At 59.6% G+C, this 21414-nt stretch carries 14 protein-coding genes; 10 read left to right on the top strand and 4 right to left on the bottom strand.

Going from position 1 to position 21414, the window contains the following annotated elements:
- Positions 1–295: 295 nt before the first annotated feature.
- Together BAU07_RS23250 and BAU07_RS23245 are read left to right on the top strand one after the other, a co-directional pair.
- Complete coding sequence (locus tag BAU07_RS23250; protein WP_066663068.1) at positions 296–2083, top strand: hypothetical protein; 1788 nt, start codon at positions 296–298, stop codon at positions 2081–2083.
- Positions 2067–5684 (top strand): AAA family ATPase, encoded by a 3618-nt coding sequence (locus tag BAU07_RS23245; protein ID WP_066663064.1) that lies wholly within the window; start codon positions 2067–2069, stop codon positions 5682–5684. Before BAU07_RS23250 ends, BAU07_RS23245 begins: the two co-directional genes overlap by 17 nt.
- Positions 5685–6087: 403 nt before the next feature.
- On the opposite strand, the gene BAU07_RS23240 is transcribed toward BAU07_RS23245, so the two are convergent.
- Positions 6088–7533, bottom strand: coding sequence for an IS1182 family transposase (locus BAU07_RS23240; protein WP_066663061.1), 1446 nt, complete (start codon positions 7531–7533; stop codon positions 6088–6090).
- A 354-nt stretch (positions 7534–7887) separates the two neighbouring features.
- Between BAU07_RS23240 and BAU07_RS27750 the strand changes: the two genes are divergently transcribed.
- Positions 7888–8886, top strand: coding sequence for a histidine phosphatase family protein (locus BAU07_RS27750; protein ID WP_066663058.1), 999 nt, complete (start codon positions 7888–7890; stop codon positions 8884–8886).
- Between the two features lie 354 nt (positions 8887–9240).
- Here the strand turns inward: BAU07_RS27750 and cheD are convergent, their stop codons facing one another.
- The 3 genes from cheD to BAU07_RS23220 form a co-directional block, all read right to left on the bottom strand.
- Positions 9241–9882 carry a chemoreceptor glutamine deamidase CheD gene (cheD, locus tag BAU07_RS23230; protein WP_066663055.1) on the bottom strand — a complete coding sequence of 214 codons (642 nt, stop codon included), beginning with the start codon at positions 9880–9882 and terminating at the stop codon, positions 9241–9243.
- A gap of 237 nt (positions 9883–10119) precedes the next feature.
- Positions 10120–11028, bottom strand: coding sequence for a cell division protein FtsX (locus tag BAU07_RS23225; protein ID WP_066663052.1), 909 nt, complete (start codon positions 11026–11028; stop codon positions 10120–10122).
- On the bottom strand, positions 11025–11699 hold the full coding sequence (locus BAU07_RS23220; RefSeq protein WP_066663050.1) for a cell division ATP-binding protein FtsE: 675 nt from the start codon (positions 11697–11699) through the stop codon (positions 11025–11027). The genes BAU07_RS23225 and BAU07_RS23220 overlap by 4 nt, the downstream gene beginning before the upstream one ends.
- 341 nt (positions 11700–12040) lie before the next feature.
- On the opposite strand from BAU07_RS23220, the gene BAU07_RS23215 reads away from it, so the two are divergent.
- From BAU07_RS23215 to BAU07_RS23190, 7 genes are all read left to right on the top strand, one after another.
- Positions 12041–13057 carry an amino acid ABC transporter substrate-binding protein gene (locus BAU07_RS23215; protein ID WP_066663048.1) on the top strand — a complete coding sequence of 339 codons (1017 nt, stop codon included), beginning with the start codon at positions 12041–12043 and terminating at the stop codon, positions 13055–13057.
- A 119-nt stretch (positions 13058–13176) separates the two neighbouring features.
- Positions 13177–14367, top strand: a complete 1191-nt coding sequence (locus tag BAU07_RS23210) for an amino acid ABC transporter permease (protein ID WP_066663046.1) — start codon at positions 13177–13179, stop codon at positions 14365–14367.
- Position 14368: 1 nt separating this feature from the next.
- Positions 14369–15466 (top strand): amino acid ABC transporter permease, encoded by a 1098-nt coding sequence (locus tag BAU07_RS23205; RefSeq protein WP_066663043.1) that lies wholly within the window; start codon positions 14369–14371, stop codon positions 15464–15466.
- 49 nt (positions 15467–15515) lie between these two features.
- Complete coding sequence (locus BAU07_RS23200; RefSeq protein ID WP_066663040.1) at positions 15516–16256, top strand: amino acid ABC transporter ATP-binding protein; 741 nt, start codon at positions 15516–15518, stop codon at positions 16254–16256.
- A 743-nt stretch (positions 16257–16999) separates the two neighbouring features.
- The gene (locus BAU07_RS27615; protein WP_232338187.1) at positions 17000–17191 is read left to right on the top strand and encodes a DUF2846 domain-containing protein; all 192 of its coding nucleotides are present in this window, start codon (positions 17000–17002) and stop codon (positions 17189–17191) included.
- A gap of 738 nt (positions 17192–17929) precedes the next feature.
- Positions 17930–18772: a hypothetical protein gene (locus BAU07_RS23195; protein WP_066663037.1), complete on the top strand. Its 843-nt coding sequence runs from the start codon at positions 17930–17932 to the stop codon at positions 18770–18772.
- A gap of 4 nt (positions 18773–18776) precedes the next feature.
- Positions 18777–21092 (top strand): UvrD-helicase domain-containing protein, encoded by a 2316-nt coding sequence (locus tag BAU07_RS23190; RefSeq protein ID WP_084025943.1) that lies wholly within the window; start codon positions 18777–18779, stop codon positions 21090–21092.
- Positions 21093–21414: the final 322 nt, after the last annotated feature.

Below are 21414 nucleotides of genomic sequence, written 5' to 3'. Positions count from 1 at the left end.
CGCTTCCGGCCAGAAGCGGTCCTTGAACGCGTCCTCGCAAACGACCGCTTAGGCACGAAGCGTGTATTCGCAGCGGCAGTCAGCGTCGCCGGCGGGCCAACGATAGACCTTCAGGAACAACAGGTATCGGGCATCTTCGATGGCTGCCGAACCAAAGGAACGTTCGACGCTGCAATGCATCCGCTGGACTCGATTTCTGTCACACCTGGCATTCCGTAGCAAATTGGGGGCCCTGTACGCGCTGAAACTTGTTACTGAACGTGGCACAATGACAAAAAACTGAACGGGGCGAGGCATGGTTCGCGTTTGTGAAGTCGATCTTGCGCAGCTCGGCGTACGGCTGCCCCTCCATGGCGTCGGCATGGTCGTCGCCCAGCCCTACGTCGAATTCACGGCGCACGAACCTTTCACGTGGCTCCCAGCCCAGCGCGCGCGGGCACTTGAGTGCGTAGACGCGACACTCGCGGTGGCTCGAGACAGAGCGCATCGCGCCGACAAGACGCATTTCACTGTATTTCCTGAACTATCGATACCCGGTTTCGAGGGCGTGGCACGCATCAACGCGGCCATGCAGCAGGAAGATTGGCCGGTCGGAACAATCGTAATCGGTGGAATTGAAGGACTCACGCGAGACCAGTATGCAGAGCTGCTGGCGCAACCCGATACGAACCACGATGCAGAGGTAAACGGACCTGAATCGGTCCCCGTTGGCCAGTGGATCAACACTAGCATCACCTGGGTCAAGGCCCAGGATGGCAAAGTTCACCGCTGGGTTCAGCCGAAGCTGGCTCCGTCCTGGGAAGAACTCCAGCGCTCCTACCAGGCGATGTATCGAGGACGCTCCATATACGTATTCAAAGGCGTCTTTGCCGACACCCATCTGCCGTTTCGCTTCGCGACGCTAATTTGCTTCGACTGGATTGGCACGTCCGAAGGGCGACGGGTTTGGGCTTGGCTGCTGCAGGGCATAAACGACACCGCAGCAGCAATACACGCGACCTACCCTCTGACGTGGGTGTTCGTGGCCCAGTGCAATCCGGAACCGTCCCACACATCGTTCATGGCGCAGGTGACGAACTTCTACGACGGGGCGACTTACCTCAATGTGTCCCGTGACGACACCTGCCTTGTGATGGCGAATGTTGCTGGAGCGAGGGTGCCTGGCACGGCATCAGAGTACGGCCGCTCTGCGGTCATCAACACCTCGAAGTTTTCAAAGCCTGGCTGCATGCCTACTTATGGCAACGGCGGTGAAAGTTATCGTGCCGGCTGCACGCTAGAGAATCTTCGCGATGCGGTCTTCCGTGAGCGTGGTGCATGCGTGCACTCGTTCTTTGTGGTCAATTCGCGCTCGCTTGCGCAAGGCTCTGCGGGACGGGATATCGCAATTCGTGAAGCGACAGTTCATTCGCTCGGACCACTTTCTGACCCCAGGGCGCCTGGCGGGCCAGTTGAGGCTGTGGTGAAGTGGATGAACGACCGCTTGGATGAAGCCGGCATGTCGCTCGCCGTGCGTCACGCCCGAGCCACGCTGGCCGGCATCTGTGCGACCGCCCACAACCAGATTGTTTCGTTACTTCGACCTATGCCGGCACCGGAACTTACGGATTTGATCCTGTCGTCCGCTGCTGACATGGCGTCTCTCAGTCCAGATACATGGACCGGCAAAGAGTCCTCCGCGGTTGAACACGTGCTCCATACATTCTCAATATTTGGAGCCGCAGAGTACCTGTGCCAGTTTCATGGCCAGGGTTCACAAGCTACCTTAACCAAGGGTGACCATACCTTCCAGGCGATAGCTGTGCGCGGAGAGACTCACGAGGCTTGCGCTCAACACGTCAAGGAGCGGGCCGCACAGCGCCGTGGGACACTCGTCGTGGTCTCTCGAGACGCCGATAATCTTGCCTGGAACGCAAGACTAGGGAGCTTCCTAGACGCGGGCAAACCGCTGTCCGAGGATTACAACTTCACCGACCCCGGCAGCGCCGTTGTCCAAGTTGGCTATCGGACCTTCATTGACGCATACCTGGCCGCCGACGAGCGCGCAGGCCTAGAGAAGGCACTCCATGACGCTATCAGCTGAACTCAATGACTTGCCAGCCGCCTTAAAAGTCGCACTCGGCGATGCAATTAGCGACGTGAATCTGAGCGAGGTGACTCTCCTCGAGAACTCCCCTCCTCTCGTATTAATGCAGCGTGGACACGCGCTGGAAGCATTTGCCTTCGGCGGTGAGGCTGACTACGCGCCGCAGTACTCGGCGTTCAAAAAGCATTTCATGGCTCAGGGTGCGTCCTGGGCGACCAAGGACGTGTCCTTCATCTACTGCCTACCGAACGGGCTGTCGGCGACCGAGGAATTCTGCTCAAAAGTCGAGGTCGACGTTTACTTCTGCCGTAAGTTCGTCGTCCAGTTGCAGCAAGACATCGCCAGCAGCCTGACGCGTCTTCCCTTTCTTCCGCTGGAGCGCATTAGGGGTGCATCCATTCGCCCACCCTCAGCACAGGCGTTGCTACGCAGCCGGAGTATGAGCGCGGAGTTGGCCAGTCGTCTGGTTGTGCCCGGAACGGGTGCGCAGACTCTTTTTCAGGCGTGCCTGGAGGAGAAGTACGGAGAACCGTCCGGCTTGACTACCAGTTCGATTGACCCGGCTCAGCCAGTCCAGGAGGAGCGGCGGATCCGGTCCGTTCTCCGGTCAATATCAATCCAGAACTTCCGCGCGTATCGAGCTGCGAAGGAATTTCCCCTTGGCTCCGCGGTCACGGTCCTTTACGGGCCCAATGGGTTCGGCAAAACCTCATTTTTTGATGCAGTCGACTTCGTCGTGACCGGCGGCGTCCATAGGTTCCCGAAAGGCGCGCCAGCACTCACGAAAGCCGCGAAACATCTGGACTGCGACAACGAGCCGACGACCGTTTCGCTGACTTTTGAGCGCGACGGAAAAACGCACACGATTGTTCGGGACCTTGCTGAGCCCAACAAGGCGACGCTTGACGGCCAACCCAGTGAGCGAAAGGACATTCTGGCGTTACTGACGGGCGGCGAGCTCTCGACCAGTGACCGTGTCGAAAACCTGGTTGCTCTCTTCCGCGCCACCCATCTTTTCAGTCAAGACCGACAAGCGTTGACGGAAGAGATTGCGGAGTCCTGCCAGCTGCCAGGAGACCTCGTGTCGCGGATGCTTGCGTTCGACGACTACGTTGTAGGATTGAACAAGTCGAAGGAAGTGCTGGACCTCGCGAAGAGGCAAGTGGATGACGCCGAAGCGCGACTTCAGGAGATTCGTGAAAAAGCTGCCGTCGATCAGGCCGAACTGAACAGGCTCCAAGGTCTTCAGACTGCGGGGGGGTCTTCCGAGACGCTTGATGCTCGCGCCCAAGCGCTCGAGAAGGACATTGAGAACGCAGGGTTCAGCCTGGCCGAAATGGGATCCGCGCGAGATATGCGCAGCCTTCGTGCGTTTCTTGAAGGCAAGCGCGCTGAGGCTGTGTCTACCAAACTCGCATTGGAAAAGTCTCTCGAATCTTTAACCGAACTGCGAAGTGCACAGGATGCGCTGAGGGGGCAGGCAGCACCGCTTTCAGACTACGCCGAAGCCTTGGTGAAAATTGAGGCTGCCTTCCGGGAACAACAGACAGAGCTGCGGGAGTCAGAAATCGGCCTTGCGCGGCTGCGGGCTATAGAGGCCGACGAAAAAGCGACCCGTGACGCCGCTGCATGGGTTGTGGAAAACCAACCTCAGTTTTCGCAACTGTCGCTCGGGTTGGCTGGTCTGAAGGAGAAGTGGGAGGAAGCGACTGCTGTACGCCAGGCGCATCGCAGTTTTCAGTCTGACGCCGCGGCGGCGGTAGCCGCTGCCAGCAAATCACTGTATCAAGCCGAGGCTCAACATCGCTCGACTGTCGAGCATGTCGACAGAGTTCAGGCGGTGCGGGAAAAAGTCGAACGTGGACAGTCCCTTGCGACGCTGACGACAGAAGTCGAGGAAACCGAAGCACGCCTATCTCAGCTAGCCCTTGAACTCAGGGAGAGGTTGGTCACGGGGCGTCAAGCCGTCGCTGACCAGGACCTCGTCGTGGAGGCAGTGCAGCGCGAACTCGCGTCTACAAGGCGGAACGCCTCAGAAATCCAGGAACAGGTGGCGGCGCTTCGGTCGCATGTGTCCGACGGAACTTGCCTTTTGTGCGGTCATGACCATGGCTCGCTGGAAGCCCTGTTGAATGCCATTGACCAGCGCCTTGGCCAGAACGAAGCGCTTCTTCAAATCTCAGAGCAATCGACGCACGAGTCTGAAAGGCTTGAGGAACTCAAGGAGTCGCAACGGCGCATAGAGGAGGAGATGCAGCGGGTTGACCGCGAGAAGGCGCAAGTGGCCGGCGAGCGCACGGCTCTCCTACGCGAACGGTTGGCCTTCAACGCGGCGCTGGCGACCATTGGACTGCAGTTTTCAGACGAGTTGCCGCTCCGGCTTGACGAGATTTTGACCCAAGCGAAGGGGGCCCAGGAGCAGGCAAGTACCCAGCTAGAGGTCGCCAAGCACGCGAAGCAGGACGCAGAAAACACCGAGCGGGCACGCGCGGACGCTGAGCATTCGGCCGCAATATTGGTTGATACTCTTTCAAAACACCTGGCAACGAGTCAGGAGAATTTGCGTGCATTGCTCAGCGACCCGCGCCGTGGAGCCTTCGACTTCGCCGTTGGTCTTCCACTACTCGAGCAGGCGCTCACTGACGCAAATCGACGTCAGGCCGATGCAACAGCGGCCGTGCTGGCGGCGAGCAACTACGTAGATGGTCGTCGCGCGGAGCTCGCAGCATCCAACGCTCGGATGCTGGCCGCCAAAACTGCGCATCAAAATTCTGCACGTCACCTCAGCGCACTCGAGGCCAGGGTTCAGGCGCTGACCGCGGCTCTAGTTGCGGCCGGATTTTCGGCTAAAACAACCAGGGACGAAATTCTGACCGCGATTGGGGCGACCGTGGCGCGACAGGGCTCAGCGGAAGGGCTTTCGATCCGAGTGGCCGAATTGGAAATTGCTCTTGACGCCGCGGCTACCTCTGCGGCGTTTGCCAGCATCAACAATCGGCTGCTGGAGTACAAGCGGGTAGCAGATGAGAATGCAGCGACGATTGCGAAGGTTAAGCCGTGGGTCAAGTACTTCGAGAGCGTTAATAAGCTTCTCGGCACCCAGCAAGCGGCAGCCACACAGCATTTCACCCAAGAGTACGGTCCTCGAACTGCAGTCATCCAGCGGAGGCTTCGACCGGTATACGGATTCGGCGATATCGAGGTGGCAAGCAAGGGCACGTCCATTGCGGTGCAGGTCAAGAGAAACGACGAGACACTTCGACCGACGGACTATTTCAGCCAGTCGCAGGTCCAAACACTGGTGCTGGGGCTGTTCTTGACCGCCTGTAGTTCGCAGACCTGGTCAGGCTTCTCCTCGGTCATGATGGATGACCCAGTGACCCACTTCGACGACCTCAATACCTATGCGCTTCTGGACCTAATCTCTGGCCTTCAGAACTCGCCGGAGGGGCCCAAACAATTTGTGATTTCCACCTGCGACGAGAAGTTGCTCCAATTGGCTCGTCAGAAGTTTCGCCATCTTGGCGACGCGGCGAAGTTCTATAGTTTCTCAGCAATTGGTGCGAACGGCCCGAAGGTCGCAGAGATTCCCGCCTGAACTTGCAAAGAAAACAACCGCGCAAAGGGCGGTGTACAGATGCCGCGCAAGCGCGCACTTCGAGGAATATTCAACGGCGATCAATGATCAATTACTGTCAATCTTCTCGACAGTGGCTGCCAATCTCGGCATTTGGATCGCCGGCTTGGCGCACCGTCGGCGTCGGCGGGCCTGCGCAAAAGGCCACTCCTCTCTAAAAAGCGGTCATCCTCTTTGGTCCCTTGAACTTCCGCTTTGGGCCGAGGCTGTGTGAGAACGCTTTTCGTCCCGACAGCCATAGCGCAACCGTCTGGACCGCACCGACTTAGGCGGTATTCAGTTCAATTTTCCGAAGCGAGGCTCGCTCTGGACCGTTTGGGCGGCCCGGATAGGGCCTGAGGTGTGTCCTTGGTCACATAAAGGCTCAGCCCCCCATCGACAGCATCGCTTTCATCGTTTGCTGGAAGCCCAGGATGCGCATGACCCGCCTGAGGTTATAGGCCAGTACATTCAAGCTCATTTCCGTGCTCACATTGCCCAAGCGACGAGTTAGGAAGTGCGTATAGCCCATCCAATGCTTGAACGTGCCGAACACATGTTCCACCGTGCGCCGCCGCACCTTCATCGCTTCTGGCATTCGGTCTAGACGGCGCTGCGCCGCCTCAAGCACGGCCTCATGTTCCCATCGACTGATGCGTCGATACGCGCTAGGTGTGCATCGCTCCTTCATAGCGCATTGTGGGCAGGCACTACTCCAGTAGCGTCGCAATTGAAGACCATTCTCCTCCCGCGTAAACCGGTGGATGGCGCGCTGGCCCGCAGGGCACTGGTACTCATCGTCCTTCGCGATGTATATGAAGTCCGAGCGGTCGAAGCGGCCTTCGGCCTTGGCATTGGAAGTGGTCGGCCTGGGCAAGATCGCATCAATACCGGTCTCTGCACATGCCTTGATCTGAGGCGCGCTGTAGTAGCCGCGATCGGCAATCGCACGCAGTCGCTTCTTTCCCATCGCCTCCCGCGCGGCTTGTGTCATCGATGCCAATGAGTCCCTGTCATGTCCTCGGTTCGTCACTTCGTGCGCGACGATCAGATGGTGCTTGGCTTCGACAACCATCTGCACGTTGTAGCCGACCATCCCCGAGCCCCGGCCACTGGTAGCCATCGAGCGGGCATCCGGGTCGGTCACCGACAGTTGACCGTCTGGATTATCTTTGAGCCTTTCCTTGACGTCATCCAGCGCGCGCATTTGCTTGCGCAGGCGCTCGATCTTGTCGTTGAGCCGATTGGTCCTGGCCTCGATCTCGACAGGTTGCGTTCGGTCCGCAGTGTCGAGCGCCGCCAGATAGCGGTGGATGCTCTCCTCAATCTGCTGCTGACGTTTGTCTATCTTGGCGGCTGTGAAGTTCTTGTCGCGCGTATTGACTGCCTTGAACTTGCTTCCATCAACGGCAACCAGGGCTTGGCTGAATAGCTTGAGATCTCGGCATACGGCAACGAACCGCCGGCAAACGTTGCGAATGCCCGAGCCGTTGTCACGGCGAAAATCCGCGATGGTCTTGAAGTCTGGCGCCAGTCGGCCGACCAGCCACATCAGTTCGACATTGCGTTGGCACTCTCGCTCGAGTCGACGACTGGACTGGATCCGATTTAAGTAGCCGTAGATGTAGATCTTCAGCAGCACGGCCGGGTGATACGACGGGCGGCCGGTAGCTGCTGGCGCCGCCCTCTCAAATCCCAGCAATTCCAGGTTGAGCTCGTCGACAAATGCGTCGATTATGCGCACCGGGTTGTCGTCGGCGATGAAGTCATCCAGGCATTCCGGGATCAACGCTACCTGTTGCCGGTCCTGACCTTCGATGAATCGGGGCATGTCGACTCCCGGGATCGAGATACCAAACTCTATCTACACCACCGTAGCGGCGTCAAAGAGTTTTCACACAGCGTCGGTCGGAAGGCGCCCGCCGCCCGTCGGAGGGCGGCGATCGGCCACAAGCCGACTGTCGGACAAATTAAATGAATCGCCCCGGGAATCGCGAGGCAGTACGGTTGAAGTGAAACGGCCTTATCGCTGCCGACTGAGGGCTCGATGCCGACCTCGGCCAAGCGTTCGCTGTGCCGGATGCTTACGTATTGCGATCCTCTATCGGAGTGATGCGTCAGAGACCGCTTAGTACAATAGGCCACGGCTCACCGGCCGCCCCGAGCCAACGATCGGGAGGACATCATGGCCAGGCGGATCTTCTTCCTGTTATCCCTGCTTCTGGGCATAAATGCCCATGCCGATGAGGGGGCCTGGACGGCGCTGTCGCGGCCGGGGGCGGTGGTACTCATGCGGCATGCGGAAGCGCCCGGCACCGGCGATCCTTCCAGCTTCCGACTCGACGATTGCCGCACGCAGCGCAACTTGAGCGCCGCTGGACGCAGGCAGGCGGCCCTTGTCGGCCGCGCACTGAAGGCCCGCGGTGTCGAGGGCGAGATATACAGCAGCGCATGGTGCCGCACCATGGAAACGGCCAGACTGCTGAACATGGGATCGGTCCGTCCGCTGGCTGCCTTGAACTCCCTGATCCGTACCCCTGCCGACAGCGATGCCCAGACGGCCGCGCTGCGGCGCTTCATCGATACATACCAGGGCCCGACGCTTATCCTAGTTACCCATCAGGTCAACATTACGGCGCTGACCGGGCTGCCGGTGGCGTCCGGTGAAATCATTGTCCTGCGCCCCAGTGCCGGCGGCCATCAGGTAGCCGGACGGCTGGACCTCGGCAAGGAAGGCGTATCCATGGAAGACAAATGGCAGTATCAGGTTCGAATGGGCGTCACGCAAGAGCTGGCCGAGGCCTACCGCGATGGCCGTGACACGCCGCAGCTTGCCAGGTTGCGCGATGCATTGCGCGCCCACCATGCGACGGTCACGTCGCAGTACGACGCCTTCGCCGGCTATGTGAAGCAGGCGGAAGAGGAAGGCACGCAGGACTATCCACTGTACCAATGGACGTTGGACACGATCCGCAATCCAGCCAAACAGGCGAAGTACGAGCGCGTCTTCACGGTTTATGTGAATGATCGGGACGTCTACGACGAACACGCGGCCGATGCCGTGGTAGCAGAGCTGTCCGCTCTGGGAACGAACGCGGGTATCGAAAGCATCAGCAAGCTCGATACCAATCCGGCCAACAGCCCGCAGCCGCCACGCGATACACAGCAATCCGGCAATAACTAATCGTCAACCACGATCCACGAATGATCTACAAGGGCGATTTCCCGAGCCAGGGCAACTGTCCAGCCGCGCCGTTGGCTGGTCGGCGCACGAACGGCGCGTTGGCTGAATTCGCGGCCCGCGCGCTGTGGGCAGCCACGACAACCGAGAGGACGAATGGCGTTCGTGCTTGTTGGAGCACAGCCATGTTGTCGCGTAGTCCTGCGCGTCTGCGACCGTATTTTCCGATCGCCTCTCGGAAACCTTAGGAGCAGAGCTGCATCCTATCGAGTCCATCGACTCGACGCGAGACGACCATCGTGGACAAAGGCCCTATACCCCGTAGCGAATCATCCGCGCGCGGGTGCTGCGGCCCGTTTACCTTAAGGTCGCCGCCGCCCGCCGTGCCGGCATCGCGAACCTCTCCACCGTCGGCTTGGCAACCGTCTTTTCCTTCAACGTCTCCGCAACCGCCACTTCGCGCTTGGCAATGATTTCCACCGCGCGCACCTTGGAGGTCATCTTGCGCATCATGACGCGGCCGTCGCGCGGGAAAAAGCTGATCCGGCGCGCGTAGACGTCGCCAAGGTCGCGCGCCGCCACCGGTATGTTTTCCATCTTCAGGTAGTTCAGCACGAACTGGGCGTTGCGCTCGCCGATATTCATCTGGTGCATGGCGGCCAGTACCGCGCCGCCGCCGAAGACCTTGGCCTGCAAGCGCTCGCGGGAGGCGCCCGCCTTCAGCACTTCGTTAATCAGCACTTCCATGGCGAAGGCGCCGTACCGCATGGTCGCGGAGGCCGGCGACTGGCTGTCGCCTTCCGGCAGCATGAAGTGGTTCATGCCGCCCACGCCGGTCTGCGGATCGCGGATACAGGCGGCCACGCAGGATCCGAGCACCGTCGTGATCATCACGTCGTCGCCCGTCACGTAGTATTCATTGGGCAGTACTTTGACGGCCTGATAGTTGAAGGTGCTATCAAAGTAGTGGCGCGTCGCGCGGGCGTCACGGGCAGACATGGTCGGTGGTCGCAGCCATAGGTAGAGCAAGCGGAGAGGCGATATTACTAAAGTTTTCCGAAAACTATTATTTCTTTCGGAGTAATTTTCGGCTTTCCTTCGCGCTTGCACCGCCATGGTGCGGCGCGTCCGAATTGGCCGGGCTGGGTCGCCGCCGCTGCCGACGACGCAGCCCCAAGGACACCGCGCATCCACTATTCCATGGATTGGCGGCCCTGATTCGGCCGATTAAGCGGCCTAAAAGCGCGTACTGCGGGTGACTGACCAGCGCGCGGACAAGGCGGCCAGGATGGCGGCCGCCACCACGGCCGCGACCAGCCACGGCGTCTCGGGCAAGTGAAGAGCAAAGTCGGCGCCATAGCTGCGCGCCAGCGCCAGCAAAGCCTCGTTCAGCGGCGTCAGGGCGAAGGCCGCGATGACAATACCCAGCAACGCCGCCACCGCCCCGGAGAGGGCGCCCAGGTAAAGAAATGGACGGCGCACGAAGGATTCCGTCGCGCCCACCAGCCGCGCCACCGCGATTTCCTCGCGCTGGGTCAGCGCCTGCATCCGCACGGTATTGAAGACCGTCGCCAACACAACCACCGCGACGCAGGCAGCCAGGAATCCCAGGCCGATCCGGCCGAAGCGCAGCAGGGCTTCCATGCGCTGGACCCAATCGCTGTCCAGCTGCACCTGCTCGACCTGGTCGAAACCGCGCCAGGCCTGCGCCAGGCGGGCCGCACGGCCGGCAAGGTCTTCGCCATCACGCAAGGTGGCCACGACGGCGTCCGGCAGGGGATTGCCGGGCAGGACGGCCAGGGCTTCGGCCCAGGTGGGGTTGCGCCGCAGCACCGCCAGGGCCTGCTCGCGTCCCACGGTACGGACGTCGCGGACCTGGTCGCCGTATTCCTTGCCGATACGATCCGCCACGGCCGCCGCGGCGCCGGCCGGCGCATCCACTTTCATGAATACCGTCAGTTCCGGGGTCACGGAAAGCTGGCGCGCCAGCGGCTGGACCGACACCAGGATGGCGGCGCCCAGCATGGGCAGGGCCAGCGCCAGGGCCATCACCAGCAGGTTGGCCAGCGAGGAAAATGGTTGGGCGAGCATGCGCCGCAAGGTAATGCCCAGCGCATAGCGGTGTTGCCGCAGCCATGCGTTCATGGGTTTGCCTCCTGGGAAAGATCGGCGAAGCGTCCCGGCTCGATGCGTAGCACGCGCTGGGCGTAGTGGGACATCAATTCCTGGTCGTGCGAAGCGATCAGCGTCGTGACGCCGACGCGGTTGAAATCGCGGAATACGTTCATGATGCGCAGCGCGCTGTCGTGGTCCAGGTTGGCCGTCGGTTCGTCGGCGATAAGGATGGCGGGGCGGTTGACGATGGCGCGGGCGATGGCCAGGCGCTGCTGCTCGCCGCCGGACAGTTCGATGGGGTTGAGCGTTTCCTTGCCGGACAGCCCGACCTTCTCCAGGGCGGCACGGGCCCGGGCCGCCGCCGCCTGCGGCGATTGGCCGGTCACCGCCAGCGGCAGGACGACGTTGTCGATGGCGTTGCGGTCATACAGCAGGTGCGTGTCCTGCAGGATCACGCCCACCGCGCGGCGCAGATAGGGCCGGGCGCGGGAGGGCAGCTTGTCCAGGCGCTGGCCGTTCACCTGGATCGATCCGCGGCTGGGGGGCTCCAGCCCGCCGATCAGCTTGAGCAGGGTCGATTTGCCGGCCCCGGAGGGCCCGGACACGAAAACGAATTCGCCCGCGCTAATCCGGAAGTTGATATCGGCCAGAATGTTTCGGCCGCGCCCGTACGATTTAAAGACGTGCTGGAATTCGATCATGGCGGCTATACGGATGAAGCCGCAATAGTACCGTGCGGCAGGCGCACGGGGCGCCCGCTGGTCGTGCCGTCGGGTGCTCTTCAAGGTGAACGTCTGGCCGCAGGCCCTTGCGGCTCCGTATTTCCCGGGTTCTGCGCCTTGGTTTCGCGCTTTCTGAGGCCGTCGGTCCAGCCTCTTTCCGGCTCGTCCTGTGGCATGATATGTCCCCACATTGACCCTGGGCCCGGCAGGGATTTCCCCCATGTCCCTGGTTTTTCACGGGGGCTACCATCCGCCGAGGTTACAAGCGGCCGCCGCGATACCGGCCACCGTCTACGGATCATCCACGCACGGAGAGAACCATGAAAACCTTGAAAATCGCCGCCCTCGGCGCCGCGCTGCTGGCCTTGTCCGGCGTCGCCCACGCCGGCGCCACCTTCGACAACGTCAAGAAAAAGGGCTTTGTGCAGTGCGGCGTGTCCACTGGCGTGCCGGGTTTTTCGATCGCCGACAGCAAAGGCGAATGGAAGGGCCTGGACATCGACATGTGCCGCGCCATCGCCGCCACGATGTTCAACGACTCCACCAAGTTCAAGGTCACCCCGCTGAACACGCAACAGCGCTTCACGGCGCTGCAGTCGGGCGAAATCGACGTACTGACGCGCAACACCACGCAGACCCTGACCCGCGACACCACCCTTGGCCTGCTCGGTACCGGCGTCAATTACTACGACAGCCAGGGCGTCATGGTGTCCAAGGACCTTGGCCTGAAGAGCGCCAAGGAATTGAACGGCGCCACGGTCTGTGTGCAGCCCGGCACCACCACCGAACTGAATCTGGCCGACTGGTTCCGCAGCAACAAAATCGAGTTCAAGCCCGTCGTCATCGAGAAGTACGACGAGATCGTGCGCGCCTTCTCCGCCGGCCGTTGCGACGCCTTCACCACAGACAAGTCGCAGTTGGCCTCCACCCGCACCACCCTGGAAAATCCCGACAAGTACGTGATCCTGCCGGAGGATTTCTCCAAGGAACCCTTGGGGCCGATGGTGCGCCAGGACGACGTGCAGTGGTTCAACGTCGTGCGCTGGACGCTCAATGTGATGCTGGAGGCCGAGGAATACGGCGTCACTTCGCAGAACGTCGATGAGATGCTCAAGAGCAGCAATCCCAACGTCCAGCGCATCCTCGGCGTGACGCCGGGCATGGGTAAGAACCTGGGCGTCGACGACAAGTGGGCCTACAACATCATCAAGAGTGTCGGCAATTACGGGGAAAGCTTCGAGCGCAACCTCGGCGGCGGCAGCGCCATGAAGCTGCCGCGCGGCCTGAACGCCCAATGGAAGCAGGGCGGATTGATGTACGGCTGGCCGATCCGTTGATTGCCCGTGGATAAGGCGAACGAGGTGCCCGCCACGGCACCTCGCGCCGGCGTGCCGCCTGGTGTAAGGTGGCCCGCGCCTTGCCATGGCCCGCGTGGCTGCTTCCGTATCGATACGCAATGACTCCTGCTTCCAAAGCCCCGCCGCCGAAGGCCCCGGTCCGCAAGCTGTCCTGGAACGATCCCGGCGTGCGGGCCATCGTGTACCAGGCCCTGGCCCTGGCCGCGGTCGCATGGGCGGCGTGGTTTCTCGTCTCCAATACCCTGCACAACCTGTCGGCCCGCCATATCTCCACGGGTTTCGGCTTCCTCGATCGCGAGGCGGGCTTCGCCATCGGCGAAACGCCCATCGCCTATACCGCGGCCGACACCTACGGCCGCGCCATCCTCGTGGGACTGGTCAACACGCTGCGCGTCGCCGTCATCGGCATCGTGCTGGCGACGCTGCTGGGTACGCTCATCGGCATCGCGCGCCTGTCCCGCAACTGGCTGGTGGCCAGGCTGGCGTCGATCTATGTCGAGGTCATGCGCAATGTTCCGCTGCTGCTGCAGTTGTTCTTCTGGTACGCCGTCATCACGGAGAACATGCCTGGCCCCAGGCAGGCGCACCAACCCCTGCCTGGCGTATTCATCTCCAACCGCGGCCTGAAGCTGCCCACGCTGCAGGGCGACGCCCTGGACTGGATGCTGGGCGGCCTGGGCCTGGCCATCGTCGTCATCCTGGCCCTGGCGCATTGGGCCAACAAGCGGCGCGAGGCCACCGGCCGCATCTTTCCGCTCACCCGCTGGGCGATTGGGCTGATCGTCGCGCTGCCCTTGCTGGGCTGGCTGGTCAGCGGCGGGGCCTTGACCGTGGATGTGCCGGTACTGCGCGGTTTCAACTTCGCAGGCGGCATGACCCTGTCGCCGGAACTGGCCGCGCTGCTGGCCGGCCTGGTCACCTACACGGCGGCTTTCGTCGCGGAAGTGGTCCGCTCCGGCATCCAGGCCGTGGACCACGGCCAATGGGAAGCGGCCGGCTCCCTCGGCCTGAAACGCACGCTGGTGCTGCGCCTGGTCGTGTTGCCGCAGGCCCTGCGCGTCATCATCCCGCCGATGACCAGCCAGTACTTGAACCTGACCAAGAACAGCTCCCTCGCGGTGGCCATCGGCTACCCGGACATCGTTTCCGTCGTCAACACCACGCTGAACCAGACGGGCCAGGCCATCGAAGGCATCCTGATCATCATGGGGGCCTACCTGACGGTAAGCCTGACGATCTCGGTACTGATGAACTGGTACAACAAGCGCATCGCGCTGGTGGAGCGCTGATATGACCACCGCGCCTCTTCCGGCCGACGGCCTGCCGGCCCCCATCACCCATGCCGGGCCTATCGCATGGCTGCGCACCCGGCTATTCGCCTCGCCGTTGCACATCCTGCTGACGATCCTGATCGCCTGGCTGTTGCTGTTTTCGATTCCGGCGCTGGTGGAATGGCTGCTTATCAAGGCCAACTTCTCCGCCACCACCGCACAGGAATGCCGCGCGTCGGGCGGCGCCTGCTGGGCCTTCATCCGCGAAAAGCACAGGCTGATCCTCTTCGGCACCTATCCCTACGACGAACAATGGCGTCCGCTGATCGCCACCATCGTGCTGCTGGCAGTCATCATCTGCAGCGGCATACGCCGCTTCTGGACGCCGTGGCTGCTGCTGTTATGGGCGGTCGGCCTGGGCGCGGTCGCGGTGCTGATGTGGGGCGGCGTCTTCGGCCTGACCTATGTCGAAAACGGCCGCTGGGGCGGACTGCCGCTGACCTTGATCCTGGCGACCTTCGGCATCGCCTTCGCCTTTCCCATCGGCGTGCTGCTGGCGTTGGGACGGCGTTCGCGGTTGCCGGCGATCAAGGCGCTATGCGTGGTGTACATCGAACTGATTCGCGGCGTCCCGCTGATCAGCCTGCTGTTCATGTCCTCGGTGATGCTGCCGCTGTTCCTGCCGGAAGGCTATTCCATCGACAAACTGCTGCGGGCGCAGATCGCCATCATCATGTTCGCGGCCGCCTATATCGCCGAAACCGTGCGGGGCGGCCTGCAGGCCATTCCCAAGGGACAGTACGAAGGCGCGGCGTCGCTCGGGCTGAGTTATTGGCAGCAGATGCGCAAGATCGTCCTGCCACAGGCCCTGCGCATCGTCATCCCGCCCCTGGTCGGCATCTTCATTTCCCTGTTCAAGGACACCTCGCTGGTGGTCATCATCGGCATCTTCGACCTGACGCTGGCGGCCAAGGCCGCGCTGTCGGACGCCGCCTGGCGGGGTTTCGGGGTCGAGGCCTACCTGTTCATCTCATTCATTTACTTCGTCTTCTGCTTCTCGATGTCCAGATACAGCCAGGCGCTGGAGCGCCGGCTGGCACAGGGCTATCAGCGATAAGGCGGCACCCGCGCCGCGCGGCGCGGGCGACATACAAGGGAGTGCATGCATGGCTGACGCCATCATCCGTATGCAGGACGTGAACAAGTGGTACGGCCAGTTCCATGTCCTGCGCAACATCAACATGGACGTCGCGCCGGGTGAACGCATCGTGATCTGCGGGCCGTCGGGGTCGGGAAAATCGACGTTGATCCGCTGCATCAACCGGCTGGAGGAACATCAGCAGGGGCAGATCATTGTCGACGGCATCGAACTGACCAATGACCTGAAGCATGTCGAGACCATCCGGCGCGAGGTGGGGATGGTGTTCCAGCACTTCAACCTTTTTCCGCATCTGACGGTGCTGGAGAATCTGACGCTGGGGCCGATGTGGGTGCTGAAGAAACCGCGGGCTGAGGCGGAGGCGATTGCCTTGAAGTATCTGGAGCGGGTGCGGATTCCGGAGCAGGCGACGAAGTTTCCCGGGCAGTTGTCGGGGGGGCAGCAGCAGCGGGTGGCTATCGCGCGGTCGCTGTGCATGAATCCGAAGATTATGTTGTTCGATGAGCCGACTTCAGCGCTGGATCCGGAGATGGTGAAGGAAGTGCTGGATGTGATGGTGACGCTGGCGGAGGAGAGCGGGGTGACGATGCTGGTCGTTACCCATGAGATGGGGTTTGCGAGGAAGGTGGCTGATCGGGTGATTTTTATGGATCGGGGCGAGATTATTGAGGAGAACGCGCCGGAGGAGTTTTTTGATCGGCCGCAGAATGAAAGGACTAAGTTGTTTTTGAGTCAGATATTGCATTGATTGGTGTCAGGGCCCGCACCGCTCGCGCGTCGGAAGACGTTCAAGAGGGAGTTTTGGTCGTCCGATCTAGATCGTTCCTTCGCGCAGATTGCTCACTCTGCGATTGCGTCGACGGAGCTGCAGCATGCGCCTGCCGTTTAGCGGTGTCGGTAGGTGGAGAGAGGTGACTTATGACTCCCATCAGCGTTCTCGTAGCTTGACTACGCTTCCAGTTTTCGTACGAGGCCGCTGCGCCATGGGGAACCATCTAAGTTGCCCACATGTGGTTCTTGTCCTGGGCCACATGATATAGAGGCTGCGCGGGCGGACCTCATTGAGATCACACCTTACATCAATGGTTACGAAGCCCTGCGGTCACGGCAAAACATTCCGCTGACGTCGGACCTCTGACCTGATGGCTTACGATAACAGCGGGAATGCTCTGCAGTGCTACGGCTATCAACGTCGAGATCCAAGCCGGTCCGCGACATAAGGGAGTGTGCGGGGGATAGGGGTTCCTCATACAAACCTTTTTATAGATAAACCCCAAACACCTTGATACACTCTCGAACACACTGTTCAGCCGAGCGCGATCCCGATGCGTCCTCAACTCCTCAAGGTCCTGCTCGTAACACCCGGTTCGCGATAGCGACCGGCCACGCGAACGTGCCCATGGGAGGGCAACTAACAATAATCTGAACGATAAATCGTTCCCAACTCCGGACCAAGGCAAATCGGGACTCTGGGTATACCGAGACAGTTTCGTGGGAAAGGCATTGAAGAAAGATGTTTACCTTGATGGCACTTGCATTGGAGAAACCCTAGGCAGAGTTTTCTTCTACACGCAGGTTGAGGGCGACTGCACTTACAAATTTTCCACGGAGTCCGGATTCTCGCTAATGACCGAGTCCTGGACATCAATGTGGGTAAGAACTATTTTGTGCGGCAATTCATAAAGATTGGAGTATTTGTCGGCGGGGCCGGCCTGGAGTTCGTATCAGAAGATGAAGGTAAAGGGGTCATCTTGAAGCCAGAAGTGAAACTCTGCAATGTCCGGCAGTGTGACCATCCGGCAATCAAGTCAGCGACAAGAGCAGGTGCTTAGAAATAACTGTTGAGGGCGGGCCCTTCGGCGCTTCGCCTTCTCTGGCCGCCTATCCTTGATTAGTTTGGAAACGATGTGGGGTCCGCTCGAAGAGGAACCGCGAGCATGAAAGCATTTGCGGAAGAGCAAATGGTCGGAGTGCTCAAGGACCCGAAGCCTGGCGCTGAACCGGCAGACTCGTGCCCAAAGCCGCTGGTATCCGAGGCGCCGCACTACAGCTGGACGGCGAAATTGGGCGGCATGACAATGTCGAAGCTCGGTCGCTCCACCGCCCGACGCCGAGCGGTGGAGCGAGAACAGGCGACCTATGATGCCTGGGGCCGTCTGAAGGCCCCAAGCGACAGCCGACCCAAACGGCCGCCATCGACCCATTGCTGGCATTCGAACATCACTTGTCAGCGTCTACTTTCCGACTACGGGTGGCCATAGTACCGAGCTGCAGTGAAGCATGCAGCAAGCCAGCTTCTTATGGCTACCCGAAGGGGCGCTTTCAAAAAACAACGCGAGCTAGCCACTGTATGAGCCACGACCGCAAGAAAGTTCACGAGCAGTTGCCGATAAACTGTGAGCCAGCGCGATGAGATCTATTATGTTCGACGCCCCGCGGAAGGACGAATTCACCCAAGGGTCTGTATTCTCTTGTTCCTATGCGGAAGACTACCCCGAAACGTCCGCCTACGGTCTTGTCATCACGGCGCGTTGCGATGCGGTCCAAGACAAAGCTCCTATCTTCAGCTATATCCCCGTAGTGCCACTGGAAGACTGGATTCTCTGCGACGGGGCAAACATCGCGATGGACCGCATCCATGCCGATTGCCTAAACACCTTGCGAAACCATCTGAAGGACGCATCATTGTCTGACTCGCTGCTCGAAACTAAGACTGTCCACGAGATTTACGAGTCGCACTTCAAACCGAAGGAGAATGACAGGGCATGGAGTACTCGCTGCATTAAGATTCGGGGAAGCATTGATACTTACGTTCGGAACTTGCAGCTGCGGGCGCCCAGCAGCTCAAGGGAGGAGCGCAGACTCCACCTGGTGGCAAATGCTTCTAAAATTGATGCTGTTGTGAAGGAGTTGTCGGGCAATCGGCTCAACGGTTTCTACCTTTTGCGTGATATGCCATTGCTGAGTGGGACAACGGCGAATTGCGTCGCTCTACTACGGGAGATTCATCACATTCCGACGAAGCTCGCGCGCGATATAGTCGGCGGTCTAACCCGCGAAGAATGGGATGCACGCAGCGAGTCCTCCCTACGCTGTCCTCGGTTTATCGCGTCCGACGACTTGGCGGCACCCATTGCGAAGTTGAAGTCGCCTTGGATCGAACATGTGATGCAGAACTTCACCATGCTGTTCGCGAGAATAGGTGTGAACGACAACGACTTCGCCGAGATAAAGGAATCGCTTTCAATAATAGGTCTGGGGTAAGTAGATGAAATTCGCCTATTTTGATGAAGGTGCTTGTGCTGAACTGATTTCAGAACGGGTCTTCCAGTCGTCCGAATTTGAACGAGGCAGACTCCTTATATCGGTGATTCGCGGCACCACTCCGAAAGCTCAGTTGACTTTTCGTTGCGTCGTTCTTTCCACCTCCGAAGGTGTTTACGTGCTGACGCCAGGAAAAGAAATCCAAAACTACATCGTCATTGACTTGGAGGGAACCAGCGAGCTCCTGCGACTCGACGACAGTGGGTTGATTCTTACGCTGCAGAAGACGCTGCGTTTTGCTACCAAGTACTGGGCCGGTCTAAAACCAAGCGCCAATGAGCGAGTATTGTCTAACAATAAGGCAGCGATCTTTCCATATCCAATCGGGAAGCAAACAGCGTTAAGAGTATCAATTGACCGCAATCCTGATGAAAAGCGGAGGAGCAAACGAGAGACCCAGAAAGCGCTCCTAGCCTATAGGTTCTCCGACAATGAAGGAGGAGGTCTCACCGAGACTCCTCAACTGACCAACTTTAGAAAGGCTTGGGAGGGGCGCGGTGACGCCTATACATTGGCTGCACAGCAATTGGCGGAAGCCACTGGTCCGCGGAACGGGTCAAGTTCTTTGGCGGTGACCGAACTTCGCGAACTAACTTCCCCCCACACAGTTGAAGCGGGTGTGGAAGGTTGGTCCAAGATCCTGACCAATTCACAACTGGCATTTGTCAACTCGGAGTTGACGGTGCCCCACCGAATTGAGGGTCCAGCTGGGACAGGTAAAACACTCTGTCTAGTGTTAAAGGCGTTAAAGACGCTCCAGGATGCGGCGTTGGCGGGCGAGCCACATCGCACATTGTTCGTCTCACATAGCGAGCCAACCCGTCGTGCGATTGTGAATCTCATCGCAATAAATGGGGGAGATGGGTTTATCGAAACGGAAATCGAGCTTCTCGCTAAGCCGCAGTCCATCAAAGTAACCACTCTTCAAGAACTCTGTGCGAACCTGCTGAAGCGCGAAATCTCTGAGTCGGAATTGGTAGACCGAGACGCCTACGAGTCGAAACTAGTCCAGCGGCTATATGCAATTGAAGGTGTGGAACGTGCGCTGCGTGACGAGTACGAATCACATTCGCCGTTTCTTTCGGAATCATTTAAGAAATTTCTTAGAGAAACGGAACGTTGGGCAATCGCTGAGATGCTCCAGCACGAGATCAGTGTTCAGATAAAGGGGCGCGCTGACCAAGATCTGGGTAAGTACAAGAAGTTAGATCATCTGAAAATTGGCCTTCCCGTGGAGAATGACGGCGACAAGACGTTTGCCTTCCTGATGTATCAGAAGTACCAGAGCGAGTTGGAGGCATCCGCGCAGTTTGACACTGACGACGTGGTGCTCAGCGCGACGTCACAGCTCAACACTCCGATTTGGCGTAGGCGACGCGCGCGAGAAGGGTTCAACTCAATCTTCATTGACGAGACCCATCTGTTCAACGTGAATGAACTGTCTGTCTTTCACCGATTGACGCAGAGTGAATTGAGTCAGCCAATTGCTTACTCGGTAGACCGTTCTCAGGCACTTGGGGATCGCGGTTGGACGGACTTGGCCTTTGAGACCGCCTTCGATCCGTCTGGCACACTCGGTCAGTCTGACCCCACGCGCATTCGTTCAGTGTTCCGTTGTTCACCGGAAATTGTTGACCTTGCTTTCTCCGTCACTTCGAGTGGCGCAACGCTTTTCACCAACTTCCATAATCCTCTGACCGCCTCTGTGAGTGCGTTCACAGCAGAGGAAGAACGGAAATCGAGAAAACCAGCGTACCTAGAGTTCCCGTCGGACGAGGTCATGCTTGAAGCGGCATTTACGCGTGCAGACACACTTGCTCGGGAAATGGGAGTACTCAAGGCCGATGTCGCCATCATTGTGTTTGGCGACGACCTATTTGCCCGCGCCCAGGAGTTTGCTAGAGGCAGTAAGAAGCCCGTTGAAGTAGTCAAATGTCGTGGAGACCTGGAGGCCGTGAACCGAGCCAAGACTTCAGGACGCTTTGTGCTGTCAGCTCCTGAGTTCATCGGCGGTCTGGAGTTTGCCGGGGTGGTCCTGGTAGGCGTCGACAGCGGACGTGTGCCGCCGACCGGCTCGGGGGCGGAATTCGAACCGAGCCAAAACTTCCTGAACTACGCAGCCCACCAACGTCTTTACGTAGCAATCACCCGCGCGCGGTTTCGGGTCGAGATTCTGGGGAGTAAGGCGCGAGGCTTGAGTGACATTCTGCGAAGTGGAGCTGCCGCAGGACTACTGGCGCTCAATGGGCACGAAGATTGATAAGTCAACCCGAAACTTACCGATCAATCAAGTAGTTACAGTCTTTAGCGTGAATCTTCAGGGCACTTGGGTTCGTGCAGCTGAGGATGAAGGAGCCATCAATCCAGTTCTGCCAATGGCCGCCTCAGACCGTAAGCGGGCCATCGCAGGCTTATGGTGAAGTCCATTGCATCAACCTGTCTGGCGAACTTTCGACTAATAGAATTATTCCTCGTTTCACTCAATACCGAGACGCCGCTGACTTACTGATGCGACGCTTGGCATGCTCGATATCAGCATACCGCGTCATCGCGCTGTGTACGCACGACCGGTATGGCGTCAC

It is taken from the genome of Bordetella flabilis (genome assembly GCF_001676725.1).
GTDB classification, from domain to species: domain Bacteria; phylum Pseudomonadota; class Gammaproteobacteria; order Burkholderiales; family Burkholderiaceae_B; genus Bordetella_C; species Bordetella_C flabilis.
The sequence above is the reverse complement of the archived record's forward strand: the minus strand, read 5'-3'. Positions and strand labels throughout refer to the sequence as shown.